This is a genomic window from Hoylesella timonensis S9-PR14, assembly GCF_000762405.1.
In the GTDB taxonomy this organism is placed as follows: domain Bacteria; phylum Bacteroidota; class Bacteroidia; order Bacteroidales; family Bacteroidaceae; genus Prevotella; species Prevotella timonensis_A.
In genome coordinates this window covers 18,269-32,831 of sequence record NZ_JRPQ01000137.1, presented here as the reverse complement: position 1 = coordinate 32,831, position 14,563 = coordinate 18,269, and the positions used below count along the sequence as shown (strand labels likewise).

10 protein-coding genes are annotated in these 14,563 nt (G+C 45.0%); 6 read left to right on the top strand and 4 right to left on the bottom strand.

Annotated elements, in window-relative coordinates; all coding sequences use genetic code 11:
- Positions 1–216: 216 nt before the first annotated feature.
- A complete protein-coding gene (locus HMPREF9304_RS15235) occupies positions 217–420 on the top strand; it encodes a permease of the drug/metabolite transporter (RefSeq protein ID WP_196491339.1) in 204 nt (67 codons plus the stop codon).
- Positions 421–452: 32 nt separating this feature from the next.
- Complete coding sequence (locus HMPREF9304_RS08460) at positions 453–1,490, top strand: PDDEXK nuclease domain-containing protein (RefSeq protein WP_023058422.1); 1,038 nt, start codon at positions 453–455, stop codon at positions 1,488–1,490.
- Positions 1,491–1,532: 42 nt separating this feature from the next.
- Here the strand turns inward: HMPREF9304_RS08460 and HMPREF9304_RS08455 are convergent, their stop codons facing one another.
- The 4 genes from HMPREF9304_RS08455 to HMPREF9304_RS08440 all read right to left on the bottom strand — a co-directional run bounded on the left by HMPREF9304_RS08455 (position 1,533) and on the right by HMPREF9304_RS08440 (position 7,035).
- Positions 1,533–1,856, bottom strand: coding sequence for an RteC domain-containing protein (locus HMPREF9304_RS08455; RefSeq protein ID WP_023058485.1), 324 nt, complete (start codon positions 1,854–1,856; stop codon positions 1,533–1,535).
- A gap of 472 nt (positions 1,857–2,328) precedes the next feature.
- A complete protein-coding gene (locus tag HMPREF9304_RS08450) occupies positions 2,329–3,309 on the bottom strand; it encodes a helix-turn-helix domain-containing protein (RefSeq protein WP_023058437.1) in 981 nt (326 codons plus the stop codon).
- Positions 3,310–3,433: 124 nt separating this feature from the next.
- Positions 3,434–4,642 carry a DUF4374 domain-containing protein gene (locus tag HMPREF9304_RS08445; protein ID WP_023058479.1) on the bottom strand — a complete coding sequence of 403 codons (1,209 nt, stop codon included), beginning with the start codon at positions 4,640–4,642 and terminating at the stop codon, positions 3,434–3,436.
- A 17-nt stretch (positions 4,643–4,659) separates the two neighbouring features.
- Positions 4,660–7,035 (bottom strand): TonB-dependent receptor, encoded by a 2,376-nt coding sequence (locus HMPREF9304_RS08440; protein WP_036928204.1) that lies wholly within the window; start codon positions 7,033–7,035, stop codon positions 4,660–4,662.
- Between the two features lie 198 nt (positions 7,036–7,233).
- Here HMPREF9304_RS08440 and HMPREF9304_RS08435 point away from each other — a divergent pair, with 198 nt between their 5' ends.
- The 4 genes from HMPREF9304_RS08435 (at position 7,234) to HMPREF9304_RS08420 (ending at position 14,415) form a co-directional block, all read left to right on the top strand.
- Complete coding sequence (locus HMPREF9304_RS08435) at positions 7,234–8,979, top strand: ABC transporter ATP-binding protein (protein ID WP_036873655.1); 1,746 nt, start codon at positions 7,234–7,236, stop codon at positions 8,977–8,979.
- Positions 8,980–8,981: 2 nt separating this feature from the next.
- On the top strand, positions 8,982–10,679 hold the full coding sequence (locus HMPREF9304_RS08430) for an ABC transporter ATP-binding protein (RefSeq protein WP_023058494.1): 1,698 nt from the start codon (positions 8,982–8,984) through the stop codon (positions 10,677–10,679).
- Between the two features lie 172 nt (positions 10,680–10,851).
- Entirely contained in the window at positions 10,852–12,252 is a 1,401-nt protein-coding gene (locus tag HMPREF9304_RS08425; RefSeq protein ID WP_023058451.1) for a DUF3945 domain-containing protein, read from the top strand.
- 33 nt (positions 12,253–12,285) lie between these two features.
- Positions 12,286–14,415, top strand: coding sequence for a type IA DNA topoisomerase (locus HMPREF9304_RS08420; RefSeq protein ID WP_023058387.1), 2,130 nt, complete (start codon positions 12,286–12,288; stop codon positions 14,413–14,415).
- The last annotated feature ends 148 nt before the right edge of the window (positions 14,416–14,563 follow it).

Here is a 14,563-nt window from a genome sequence, read left to right as displayed (position 1 = left end):
CAGCCGGCGATAGCCCGATGTTCCGATTGCGGAAAGGGACTTTGCCCTGAATGTGCAGAAAGGTATGTGCCGATACTTTGCACGCCTTGTTTTCAAAAGAGAAGACAAGGCGAGAAGTGGAGGAGCGTATGTAGTTTGTTACTCTTGGCAGCTCTGTTTGCCATAGGTTTCAAGTGGAACTTTTTGGCGACCAAAGGTTTTGAGGATATGCGATGGATGTCCGGATATACGCTAATGGCGATATGGTCGGGCTATCTCTTTGTGGAAAAGTACATTCCTTATAAAATGGTAGCAGGGACAAACGGGCAGTGGATAGTTTACTACATCCTCAAACTCCTCCTCTTTGTTGTCATCGGAGTCTTTACCGCTCCTTTTACCTGCTTGTGGGCAGTGTTCAGGGTCATAAAGGCTTTTCGGTAAGAGGTACAAGCATACTATAAAGAAGAAAGAATATGAGTACGCACAATATACCGCTCACATCGGCGGAATACCTGAGTTTTAAGGAAGAGATAACAAAGCGAATCCGCTCTGCACAGTATGAGGCATTGAAAGCCGTCAATAAGGAAATGATAACTCTCTATTGGGAGATAGGCAGACGAATTACCGAACAGCAGAAGGCTCTCGGTTGGGGAAAATCCGTTGTGGAAAACCTCTCACAGGACATACAAAAAGAGTTCCCGGGAATCAAGGGCTTCGGAGTTTCCAATATGTGGGACATGGCACGATTTTACGCAGAATATCAATCGAACGAAATTCTCCAACCATTAGTTGGAGAAATTAGCTGGTCGAAGCATATCGTTATTCTGACTAAGTGCAAGGAGACGCAGCAGAGACAGTTCTATATTCTGGCGACTAAGAAATACGGTTGGACTAAGGATGTGCTGATACACAAGATAGAACTGAAAACATATGAGAACTTTTTGCTCGGACAAAGCAACTTTGATACCACGCTGCCCGAAAACATCCGCAACCAAGCGGTGCTTGCCGTAAAAGACGAGTATATGCTGGATTTTATCGGACTGGGAGAGGAACATTCGGAATATGAGTTGGAACAGGCTATCATCAAGAATATCCGCTCTTTTCTGATGGAGTTCGGAACGGACTTTTCTTTTATGGGAAACCAATACCGATTGGAAGTGGATGGCAGGGAGTACTTCATCGACCTGCTGCTTTACAACCGACGCTTGCAGGCAATGATTGCAGTGGAACTGAAAATCGGAGAGTTCAAGCCTGAATATAAAGGAAAGATGGAGTTTTATCTCAATGTACTGAATGATACCGTGAGGCTCCCGCATGAAAATCCTGCCATCGGCATTATCATCTGTAAATCCAAGAGCCGAACGATTGTAGAATATGCCCTCAAAACTTCTACAATGCCTATCGGGGTGGCAACATACAGCCTATCACCCGAATTGCCGGAGGCATACAAGGAACTGCTTCCAACCTCAGAGGCTATAGCCCAAAAGTTGGAAGTGCTTATCAAAGAATGAATGAAGGGAGATATTCCGAATCTGGAATATCTCCCTTTTGATTTACCGCTTCTTGAACTTGCCGCCTTTCAGGTCGCTCTCCACCATACGCTTATTGAGTTTCTCACGGAGTTCGTCAAGGAAATAAGTGCGGCTGTCATCTTTGCGACGCTTCATATTCATATATACGTTGTAGCAGTTCTTTATCTCTATCCCGAAGAGTTCGGAAAGGGCGTCTGCCAATTCTTCCACGCCTATTTCTCCGTTGTTGATACAGTCGCAGGTGTCGAGAGCATAAAGAAGTTCCACTAAATCTGTCGCTTTGCCTGTCCAACGGAGATTGCTGACAGACTTCTGCGGAGCAGGGAACAATCCATGCAACCGCATATCTAGCAGTTTCAGTTCTGTGTCAATGACAAAGAGTAACTCCGATACATTTTTCCCCCATTTCGACTGTTAATCCAGTTCTCGCGTGGATAATCTGCAATTGAAATCGAGTGTAATGCAAGGTTCTAAATAATGAACATACTTTTCTCTCTGTGGCTACGAGCTTTAAGATTTCTCTTATTAAGCAAGCAGTAGCTTTCGTTGTATTTTCAGAGAGTAGCATTTTAAAAGAGTTCTTTTTTACGAGTCTTTTCATATTCCTAATCTATGAATGGTTTTACTATTCTTCTGAAAGAGTAAATACATCTGAATAACATTGAATAGTCAAAACAGATGATAGAGCAAGAGATATGAAAAGAAGATTCTCATCAGGTGTTATCTTCGTTGCCCTTTTAATTTACGGGCAAAGTTCATATGTTTTATTGAGACAAAATATCCGTAAAAAGTATAGTGATACCCCTGTTAAGTTGAATTACAACGAATCAAGATATTGCTTGGGTTTTATCCTGTGATATTTGCAGAAAGCCTCCGTGAAATGACTGAGATTGGCATATCCAATTTTATAGCCTACTTCTGACACCGAGTAGAGGCGAGTGGAAAGCAGTCGTTTTGCCCATTCCATCTTTTCGGATAGGGCATATTCGGCGATAGCTTTTCCAATAACCTGCTTGAAGCACTTTTGTAATTTGGAACTGCTCATATTAGCTTCACGCGCCAATTCGGGAATACTCGGTACATCACTGAGACTTTGAAGAATCTGGCGACGAACACGGAATACTGATTCAACATCATTCAAGTTTAGGTTGGCAAGAGATTTTACTTCCGAACGTTTTTCGATCTTTTCAAAGTACATCGTCAGTAATTCCATAGTTTTTCCATGCAAATGAAGCGTTGAAAAAGGATTGTCGATTTCAGTTATTGATTTAATGTTATCCAAGACCTGTTGCATTGCAGGTGTAATTGTCTCAAACAAATAAAAAGCCTTGTCCGATTGGAGAAGCCGACCGATATAGGTTTCATATGCTGCATCAATCTTTTCAATCCAATCTTTATTGAAAGTCAGTGTAATATTTTCGTATCGTTTCTTTGGTGGAAAACTCCACTCAGTCGGAATGCTGCTTGAAGGCATAAAGATGCCATCGAGCGTGTCCACTCCGACCGTTTTAGTACTTGTTCCAATTATCTGCTCGTGCTTATGCTCATTGATATAGAACATCACAGGAATCCATTTCGACTTTTCCACCGAGCGACGTACCATAGTTATCGGCTCGTATGCTATGAAATTGATGTAAGTCAATGTGAGCCATGGCAGGGGATAATACTGTTTGAAAAATCCACTACCCATAGAAGAAGGAATAGTAAATCCATCGTTTATTACTGATGTACCAAATTGCTCGGCAACCATCTCCATCCAATCTTCGGGTTTGTTGATGGCACAAAATTCTATAGTCATATTTTATGTCTTTTTGCAAAGTTACAAACAAATACGGATAAAAACTCGAATTATCACAAGTTTTTATCCGTATTACTCTTAGAAAAGGACCAATAGCTCCATGAGAAATGTTTTTAATGGGAGCTTATTCAAATGCGATTAAACTTGAAGGTACTCCTATGGTGGTAACAACTGGTCTTTGCGAGCATTCCCCCGTTTTGGTATTGTAAGTATAGTATCCTGTGCCTTCTTTGCACGTCATACCAAAGACTATAAAATCCTTATATCGTGTACAAGCAAAAGCTCCCATGCTTGTGGTCAATGGAAGATCGAGTTTTTCGATGGTTTTATTCCAAAGATTGATTTTAACCGGTTGATAGTTGAAATCAAGAATTGATGATTGCATAAGGTCATTGTGTTGAGTGTAAGCAGGGATGTTAATACAAGCATATGCTATTCCACCTCCTGCATAATAGAACGGAAGGATATAGGCAGCATCAGTGTCTAGACCTGTTACTTTTGTTTTGGATAATTGGAAGTAATAATCCTTATCCCATTCATCAGTTCCTTTTTTTATACGTAAGAAGCCGTCTTTCAAAGGATTCATCCCATCCATGCCTATACTGTAGAAGTAGATGTCTCCATGTTCGTCCTTGATAGCCGAGGAATGACGAAAAAGTCCTACAGATGCAGTTCGATTGTCTTTAATTACCTTTTCTACCGTGTTTGTCTTCAAGTCAATGATGGCAACCTCTGCTCCCGTTCCGGGCCATGAGGTGTGAGGTGAATTTTTCTGATTAAGAGAGACGTAAAGTTTTCCATCACGGATTACATTGCATCCCGGGTCGGGATTATTGTCATTCGTTGCATATTTTGCAAGATCAATCTCATCTTTTTGCTGCATTGTTTGAGGATTGAATATGCCAATCTTCCCTCGTTTACTGAGCGATACATAGGCTGTTTCATTATTGAAGAAAGCAATTTCTCCCGGACGAGAGTCCTGCCCAAAAGTCATTGTCTGACCTTTCACCAAATGTCCTTTGGTATCTCTAGTGAATTGATGAATTTTATCGCCCCACACTCCTTCGGCAATCAATACTATATTGCCATGGACAAAGGGATAAGTACCGAAGCCGAACTCGTATGTATTTTTATTGTTGACCTCTTTCTGCAAGAGATCCGAGAATGTCCCCAAATAGTCGGTCTTTTGGTCAATCTGATTGATAAAGACAAAATGCTGCTGCACCTCTTGAGGGGTAGGCGTAGGTTCATCATTTTTGTTACAAGATGTCAGCCCTATGACGCCGACCAGCATAGCGGAAAAGGCTATGCGATTGAAAATTGTTGTATTCATCTTTTATATTTGTTAAATTAGAAAATTCCTTTCGAGAAGACGTACCTGAATTTGAGGTGGAATGTCCGTCCTGCCAATGGTTGGCGGAACTGGTCCCAGACCTCTTTGTTCATTATATTATGGCATTCCAAGGCTACGGAATATTTGTTTTTGTAGGTCAGTAGCAGACCTATGTCATTGACGAAACTGCGGGGAATACGTCGTTTCTGCAATTCGGTAAGTTCCCAGAAATAGAAGAACTCCTCAGTAAATTTGCCGTCCCAGAAAGCCTTGACATACCAATTCTTGAATAACCGGTCGCTGTGATACTCCGCCCCGAAGTTGGCGAATAAATAGGGAATGTTCGGCAGTCGCAATCCTTTTGTCGGATTGGGGGCTTGGGTACCGGGTAAATAGTTCAAGACATCGCGCACATCTTGATAAGTCAGATTTCCGTAGGCATAGACCGTTGGTGAGATGTCCAGTTTTAATTCGGTTTCTATACCTTTAATATGTACCTTTTCTGCGTTCACATATCCGGCTGCCATGTGCTGTTTCATCAGTTTTATCATATCACTTACCTGCATATAAAAGCCGTTCACTTCAAACTGCAATCGCGATAAGCCGAGTATGTCGTTTTTATCTATCAAGAAGCCCAGATTGAAGTTGTGGCTTTTCTCCGGTTTCAATCCAGCAGCAGGAAAGGTGATGATACCATCGCCGAACAACTCTTGCGAATTGGGGAGGCGTATTGCCCGCTGGTAAGATGCTTTCAGATGAAAACCTCTGAAAGGCTCGTATTTTATTGCCTCTATCCAGCCGATTTGTGAGGTCGTATTGTTCTTTTTCTTCGGAGCCTCAATCATCTCGTATGAAGTCAAATCTTCTATCTCGGAATGGAGGTGGAAATACTTTGCGGAGAGCATATTCGTCAGTTTCTTGTCAAAGAGTTTTGCCTCCCAAGTCAACCCCGATACGACACTGGTCTTTTTACTGGGAAATCCCCCGATGACAAAACCTGCATGCTGACTTGCAATGTTATCGCTCGGTTGTCTTCGTGCATAGTTAATGAGTGTGTTCAGATTCAAACTGTGATTGGCAGACAATCTGTAATCAAGATTGATACGTTCGTTGATTTCCAATCCTTTGTCGTTTGAGTTATGAGGGACGTCCCCCGTTTCTCCCATTCCGTTCGGACTCGGATATATGTTTCCCTCGAAATCGTGATTAACTCGTGCCGTATCCACAAAATTGTTTGTTGTATGCGAGAGGGAGAAATGGGACTCAAAGTGAAGGCTGTCGTTCAGCATTCCGCTTTTTATCAGTTTGTTTTCCAACATAAACATTCCTGATTGGTCTTCGGCGTGTTGTATGTTTTTTAAGATGCCTTGGATTTCATTGAAACGATTATAGTACCCGAACTCGGTACTAATCTCATTGAACCAAAGTTTCGTGAAAGCAATTTTTCCTTTCAACATATACGAACGAAAACGGTCATGGTCACGCCTTACCAACAGATTCTCTCTCTCGGGAACTCTGAAAGAGTAGTCATTCTTTGCAGATGTATAATAACCTCCCGCACCGAGCAGAATGCCACTCTTTGGAAAATTCTTGCGAGAGAAGACGCTTCCTTTGTGTGTTTGATAAGAACCTAATTCATACGAGGCATCTAAATAATCCGTACTAAACTCTTTCGTAACGATATTGACAGCGCCTCCCAATCCATCGCAACCGAAACGGGCAGGAATGATACTCTTATAGACTTCTATTCTTTCTATAATGTCTATCGGAATTTCATCAAGAGAAAAAGCCCCATCAGAAGTACTCATTGGTATTCCGTCCCATAAGATTTGAATGCGGTTTCCTTCCAATCCATGAACAATAATTCTCGAACTGCTCCCCAAACCACCGGTATGCCCGACTTTCAAACCTATGGTTTTATTCAAAACGGTTTCTAACGAAATAGATCTGCCTTGAAGTTCTTTCGCATTTATTACAGAAACTGCTTCAGGCGACTCTCTGAGAACTTGTGTTCTTGTTTTCCCAACTACGACTACATCTGCCAGCTCTGTTGATTCCGGGAGTAGTTTTATGGTATAACGCTTCCCATTTGCAGTAATCGTATCGGTAATAGACTGATAGCCGACATAACTTACCATAAGCATAAGTTTTTGATTACTTGATGCATTTAGTTTTGCAATGCCTTTCCTATTTGTAGTCGTACCATTCGTGTACGTTGGAGCATTCAAACCTTTCCATTGTATGGTGGCAAATTCTATGTTGTCTCCAGTCTCTGCATCAATAACTTTTATTTCAGTTGGTTGCAGTTGTGCAAACATAGGATAAGACCACAACAATAGAAATCCGACAATGAGCATTCTTTTATATAAATGGACTATTGAGCTGATTGACATATCTTATTTGTTTATGAAATTCTGTGCAAAGGTACTTACCTGCCGAGTAAATAAATACCCCCGCTGTTCACGCTTATGCCCCTGTTGTGTTTATATGCGTGCAAATTGTTGTTTGGGGGTAGTGTAATGCTTATCGGGGTTATTTTACCCATGTTCGTTGCCGTACCTTTGCAGCAGAAAAATCAAAACGACACATATATGGATAAACAAAAAGTCAGACCTCTTGATGAGGAACGGGAGAGCCGCAGTCTGCTCTCCAATGCAGTGGTCATATTGCACCTTATTTTTGGTACACTCCCTATACTGCTGGTAGTATGGGCAGTGGATAAGTTGATGAATGGCACGCTCTCTCCCATAATAGTTTCGGGTATTGGAGGAATAATGGTACTATTCGCACTGCTTCGGGGAGTATTCTATGGAACATCGATTTGGCGGGCACACCGGTCGGCTTACAATGCCCTTACACGATTGAGGTTGCGTATCATAAGTCATCTGCAACGCTTGCCACTCGGTTTCTTTCAAGAACGGAAAGTTGGCGAATTGGTGAATATTATCAACCACGATGTGGAACAAATTGAAATTTATTTAGCGCACGGATTACCTGAAATCCTTTCGGCTACGCTTTTTCCTGCCTTACTCTGGATAATCATTATGGTGTTGGACTGGCGTTTGGGGCTGTCGCTCATTTCTCTTTTGCCTGTAGCATTTCTTCTGCAAATGGCTGTCAAAACACTTTGGGGAAAGAACTTTCAACACTTTATGGAAAGTACGCAAAAAATGTCGGAAGACCTTTTGGAATATGTGGCTACCATATCGGTAATCAAGGCTTTCAGTAACGAGGAAAACAGAACGGTACGGGTACTTGGCGGTATGCGCGATTATATTCATTGGGTGAAGCGGAGCATGTTCAGCGTTACTGTTCCGATGGCGCTCATAACGATGTTCTTGGAAGGTGGTATCGTGGTAATGACCCTTGTCGGGCTATGGCTGATGACTTCGGGCGAACTGACGGTGGCACGTTTTATCCTTGCCCTGATATTGGGCGGACTATTCTCGTCCTCCTTTGCTAAGTTGGCAACATTCCAACATTTCCGAATCGTCTATGGTCAGTCGTTGGCAAAAGTACAGTCCATTACAGAGGTACAGACAAAGGAAACTGCGGACAAGAAAACAGATACGACACAGACGGATGTTTGTTTCGAGCATGTTACGTTCTCCTATCCAAACAAGGAAGACAATGCGCTGAAAGATGTATGTCTTCAATTTCCGAGAGGAAGCCATACTGCAATCGTGGGCGAATCCGGGTCGGGAAAAACCACGCTGGCAAGTTTGATGATGGGGTTCTGGCAACCCCAAACAGGTACTATACGACTGGGAGGAGAGAATATTACGGAACTCTCCGAACGTAATATCGCTGATTATTTTTCGATGGTACAGCAGGAGGTTTTTCTCTTTAACACAACCATTCGGGATAATATCCGTATAGGAAGACCAACCGCCACACAAAAGGAAGTGGAAATGGCAGCACAGCGTGCTCGTATTCATGATTTTATCATGGGCTTGCCGAATGGTTATGATACGCTGGCAGGCGAAGCCGGCGTAAAATTCTCCGGCGGAGAAAAACAGCGTATTTCCATTGCCCGAATGTTGCTCAAAGACTCTCCAATAGTTATTCTCGATGAAGCTACTGCCGCATTGGACGGAGAGAATGAGAAACTAATTCAAGAAGCTCTTGATGAATTGCAGCGCAACAAGACCGTCATTGCGATTGCTCACCGTCTCAATACCATTCAGGATATGGAGCGTATTGTTGTGATGGACAAAGGGCAGGTTGTGTCGAAAGGAACACACCAAGAACTGATGAAAGACTGTTCTCTGTACCGCAATATGACGGAAACACAGGAACAAGTAAGTAAATGGCAATTAAAAGAAGAGGAGGAATAAGAATGGTACGCAATATACTGAATGAATTGACCGCTCGCGGAGTGCGGCATCTGATTATCTCCGCACTGTTTTTCGTGGTTTATGCCCTTTGCGGCACGGCGATAATGCTCACAGTCTTGTTTCTCATCAACCGTCATATACAGGGAGAAAGCATCTCTTTCATTTTGGCAGCATGGGTACTCGGCAGTCTGCTGGTCTTGAAAACCATATCCAATGCCATTGCCGATATGAGTAAGCATTTTGCCGGATTTGATCTTGTGGAACGTATCCGCGAGAAAATCATATTGAAACTGAAAATGTTTTCACTCGGTTTCTATACCAATGAGCGTCTGGGAGAGATAAGTACAGTCATTCACAAAGACGTCGATAATATGGAGATGGTTGTGGGTCATCTTTGGACGCGAATGTCCGCCGACTTCATTGTAGCTCTGATACTCGGCGTCGGGCTGTTCTGTGTGGACTGGCGCATGGGATTGACGATGGTTGCCATTCTTCCCATTGCCCTATTTTCTCTGTATCGGGGCATTCGTTCGGGAATGAAAGCACAGGAGGAGGCACAGGATAATCTGGCGGATATGGTCAGTCTCTTCGTGGAATATGTCAAGGGCATACCCGTGCTGAAAGTGTTTGGTGGAAAAGGAATGTTCCGTGACAGACTCGACCACTCTGTCAGTGAATTTGGAGAAAGCAGTAAGAATATTTCCCGTTTGGCTGCTGTAAGTGTGGGTAGATACACTTTTTTGATAGAATTGGCTTTCGCTCTGATGGCTACAATCGGTCTTTGGTGGACACAGCAAGGTGAACTTTCTCTTTTCGCTTATCTGATGTTCGTCATCGTCTCAAAAGAATTCTACAAGCCTTTTGTCAATATGGAAAGTCATTGGCTGAATTACATCAAGGTAAAGGACAGCTACGGACGCATTTCCCATTTGTTGAATGCCCCTGTTATCACCAATCCTGAACAGCCGAAAACAGCAACCCATTTCAATCTTTCCTTTGACAAAGTTGGTTTCCATTATGAGAAGGAAGGTTTTGAGATGAAAGATCTCACGTTCCATGTTCCCGAAGGAACGGTAACGGCACTTGTTGGCTCGTCAGGTTCTGGTAAAACAACCATTACCAACCTGTTACTCCGTTTCTGGGAACCGCAGACCGGCAGTATTCGTATCGGTGGTATAGACATTCGAGAAATGGACTATGATTATCTACTCGGTAAAATCAGTGTAGTGATGCAGAATGTTATTCTCTTTTCAGATACCATTGCCAATAATATCAAAGTGGGCAACCGCAATGCTACGCAGGAAGAAATCGAGGAAGCTGCACGACGGGCGATGATACACGATTTTATCGTCAGTCTGCCGGAAGGTTATGAAACAAAAATCGGAGAAAACGGTTTGGGACTATCTGGAGGGCAGAAACAAAGGCTTTCAATCGCCCGTGCGTTCCTAAAAGATGCTCCCATCATTCTTTTGGACGAGATAACGAGCAATGTCGATCCTGTCAATGAATATAAGATACAACAGGCGATGTCCGCCCTTATCCGAAATCGTACAGTTTTGGTCATAGCCCATCACCTGCAAACCATTCGCAATGCTAATCAGATTATCGTGATGGACAAGGGACGCATTGTAGAGAACGGGACGCATTCAGAACTTGCAGCAAAAGACGGAATGTACTGCAAACTATTGTCGATGCAATAATTTAATCAATAAAAAATATGGAGGTATGGTGTTGAGTCATACCTCTTTTTTTGCCACTTTCATCCATATCAATGCCACAAGTACGCAGTTATTTCCAACTGCTAATATGCACAGTTTCTTTGATTTACCTTTGTTCATACACCGCTGTTGGTGTCATTAAATACATTGTAATATGGACGAAAAAATCAAAGACCAAGAAGTCCTTTTGGTGAAAGACCCCAAGGACGAGAATCTCAAAGCCGTCTCAGGGACGGACGAGAAAGGCGGACTGAAAACTGTACCGCCTACCGCCGAACATGAGCAGAGTTTCTTGAAGTTCGACAAGCACAGCAACGCCTTGGAGAATTTCCTCTCCAACTTCATGCGGCAGTTCAAGAACCCCACACAATTTCACTTCTTCAAAGTCCCCTTCGAGGGTGTTGTTGCCAGCGCACGGGTTCTCGCCGAGATGCTCAAAGCTCCGGATGTCCCCTCCAACAAGGAGATGCTGGACTCTGCCCGTGTGATTCCTTCGGACTATGCAGGAGAGCAGAAGCGGACCTTTCAGGAGATAGACCCCGAGAAGATTGACTGGGAGCAGTTCTCCAAGATGGGCGTGAGCCGTGAGAGCCTTGAAAAGGGCAAGGAGCTTGAAGCCATGCTAAAATACCGAAAATCACCCCACCTTGTCCCCATCAGCGTAAAAATCGGAGACGTAGCTCTCCATACGGACGCACGCCTTTCATTACGTGAGACAGAGGACGGCAGATTTATCCCCGTTGTCCACGCCATCCGCAAGGAGCCTCAGTTGGAGCGGGAGTTCTTCGGGCACACCTTCACCGACGAGGACAAGAATGCCCTGAGAGAAACGGGCAACCTCGGACGTACCGTGGAACTGACCTTTCCCAATAGCGATAAACCCACCCGCAGTTTCGTGAGTATCGACCGACTGACCAACGACATCATCGCTTTGAGTGCCGATAAAGTTCGTATCCCTGATGAAATCAAGGGCGTAAAACTGAGCGAAGAGCAGAAGAAGGATTTGTCGGAAGGCAAGAGCATCTATGTGGAGGGAATGACAGCCAAGACGGGAAAGAGTTTCAACGCCAACCTCCAGTTCAACGCCGACAAGCGGGCAATTGAATTTCGTTTCGGCTCACCCAAGCAAAGCCAAGGACAGCAGCAAGACAGCCGTAAAGCAGAAAATCAGGAGAAGCGGCAAGGAGTCCGCATACCCAAGAAGTTGTTGGGAAGGGAGGTCTCGCCGGAAGAGCAAGCCAAGCTCAAGGAAGGCGGAACGGTCTATATGGAAGGCTTGAAAGACAAGCAGGGACAGCCGTTCAACGCATACGTCCGTGCCAACTTTGAGAAGGACAAGTTCGATTTCTTCAAATGGAATCCCGACAAGCCCCAAGCCAAAGAAGTTGTTCCCGACAACGCCTCCAAGACACAGGTAGCCGTCAATTCCGAAGGCAAGACCAACGAAGCGACGAAGCATGTGAAAGAGCCTCTGAAAGAAGGACAGACACAGCCCACCGCCGAGCAGAAAGAAGAGAAGCAGGAACAGAAGCGTTCCAAGGGAATGAAAATGTAATCCGCCACCACTAACATCCAAAAGTAAAATCGTATGAAAGTCATCATAGCAGAAAAACCGAGCGTAGCCCGTGAGATAGCCCGCGTCGTTCGGGCAACAAACAGAAAAGAGGGCTATATAGAAGGCAGTAACTACACCGTCACATGGGCATTGGGACACCTGATAACGGCGGCCATGCCCGAAGCCTACGGCTTCAAAGGTTTTCACAAGGAGAACCTTCCGATTCTTCCTCCCGTCTTTACCCTTATTCCCCGCCAAGTCAAGAGCGGTAAAGGCTACAAGGCAGACCCGAGTGTCGTTGCCCAGCTCAAAGTCATTGAAAAACTCTTCAAAGCGGCAGAGAGCATCATCGTAGCCACCGACGCAGGACGTGAGGGTGAGTTAATATTCAGATTCATCTACGAGTATCTTGGCATCGCCAAGCCTTTTGAGCGACTCTGGATCAGTTCGCTCACGGACAAAGCCATTCGGGAAGGACTTGCCCATCTCAAAAGCGGAGCCGAGTACGACAATCTTTACTATGCCGCCCGAGCACGCAGCGAAGCCGACTGGCTCGTGGGCATCAATGCCACCCAAGCCGTTTCCATAGCGGCAGGTTATGGCACCTACTCGTTAGGCAGGGTACAGACTCCGACGCTCTGCATGGTCTGCTCCCGCTTCTGGGAAAATAAAAAGTTTACGCCACAACCGTTTTGGCAGCTAAGCCTTTCCGTAAAGGACGGCGATGAAAACTTCCGTTTCTCTAATCCCGAACGTTGCTTCAACAAGGAAGAAGCCACCGCCTTGTATGAGAAGATCAAAGCCGCCTCTCACATCACAATAGAAACGATAGTCCGCAAGGAGGCGAAGCAGGAACCGCCTCTTTTGTACGACCTGACCACCTTGCAGAAGGAAGCCAACAGCCGACACCGTTATTCGGCAGAACAGACCCTCACGCTGGCACAGAAACTTTATGAAAGAGGATACATTACCTATCCGCGCACCGGAAGTCGTTATATCTCGGAGGATGTCTTCGAGGAAATCCCCGCATTGATTGCCTTCCTGCACGACCATCCCGTATGGGGTATCCATACCCGTAACCTTTTCGTCCTCAATGCCCGGTCGGTAAACGGGAAGAAAGTGACCGACCACCACGCCCTGCTCATCACGGGCAAAAAGCCGATAGATGTATTCGGAGAGGAAGCGGTCATCTACAATATGATTGCGGGGCGTATGCTGGAAGCCTTCTCCCCTCGGTGTGAAAAAGACGTTACCACCGTAACCGCCTTGTGCGAAGGTGTAAAGTTCACGCTCAAAGGAGAAATCATCAGGCAGGAAGGCTGGCGTAGCATCCTTAAAAACGAGAAAGGCAAAGACAAGGAACAGCTCGAAGCCGAAGAGCGAGAAAGCCGTGAGAATGGCGAAGGAGTCCTCATTCCGGAATGGAACGAAGGCATGCAACTTGCCATTTCCGCCTGTTCGTTGGCACAAGGGACAACCAAGCCCAAACCGCTACACACGGAAAGTTCCTTACTTTCTGCAATGGAGACGGCAGGCAAGGAGTTGGAAGACGAGGAACTGCGTGTCTGTCTGAAAGATTGCGGCATCGGCACTCCTGCCACCCGTGCCGCCATCATCGAAACGCTCTTTACCCGCGAGTATATGGTACGTAAGGAGAAGTCGCTCGTGCCTACCGAAAAAGGACTTGTCCTCTATTCCATCGTCAAGGAAATGAAAATCGGCAATGCCGAGATGACCGGGCAGTGGGAGGCAGACTTGGCGAAGATAGAACGTGGAGAGATGAAGGAAAAAGATTTCCGCAAGGACATCGAGTCTTATGCCACGCAGATTACCGACGAACTGCTCTCGTCCAAAATCCTCTTCCCTCAAAGGCGAAGCGACATCCATTGCCCCAAGTGCGGTAAGGGTACGATGGTATTTCATTCCAAATGTGCCAAATGTTCGGATGCCGATTGCGGATGGACGCTTTTCCGCACCGTTGCGGGCAAAAGCCTTACGGACGAACAGCTGACCCAGTTAGCTGTAAATGGGGAAACCGGCATCATCAAGGGCTTTACCTCCAAGGCAGGCAAGCGGTTCGAGGCTTCGCTCTCGTTAGACGGGGACTTCAAAACGGTTTTTGTCTTCCCCGAACGCAAGAAAACGGGCAAATCCCGAAGATAAATCCCCGTAAATTGCTAATTTTGCCACTGAATGATGCGGTCATAACAATCTTATTGTTTTACTGCGGATTTTAGTGGTGGCACTCGGCGGGGACGTCGAGTGCCTTTGCATTATAGGGTTATGCCTCAAAAAAGTATTCTTTAGAGAA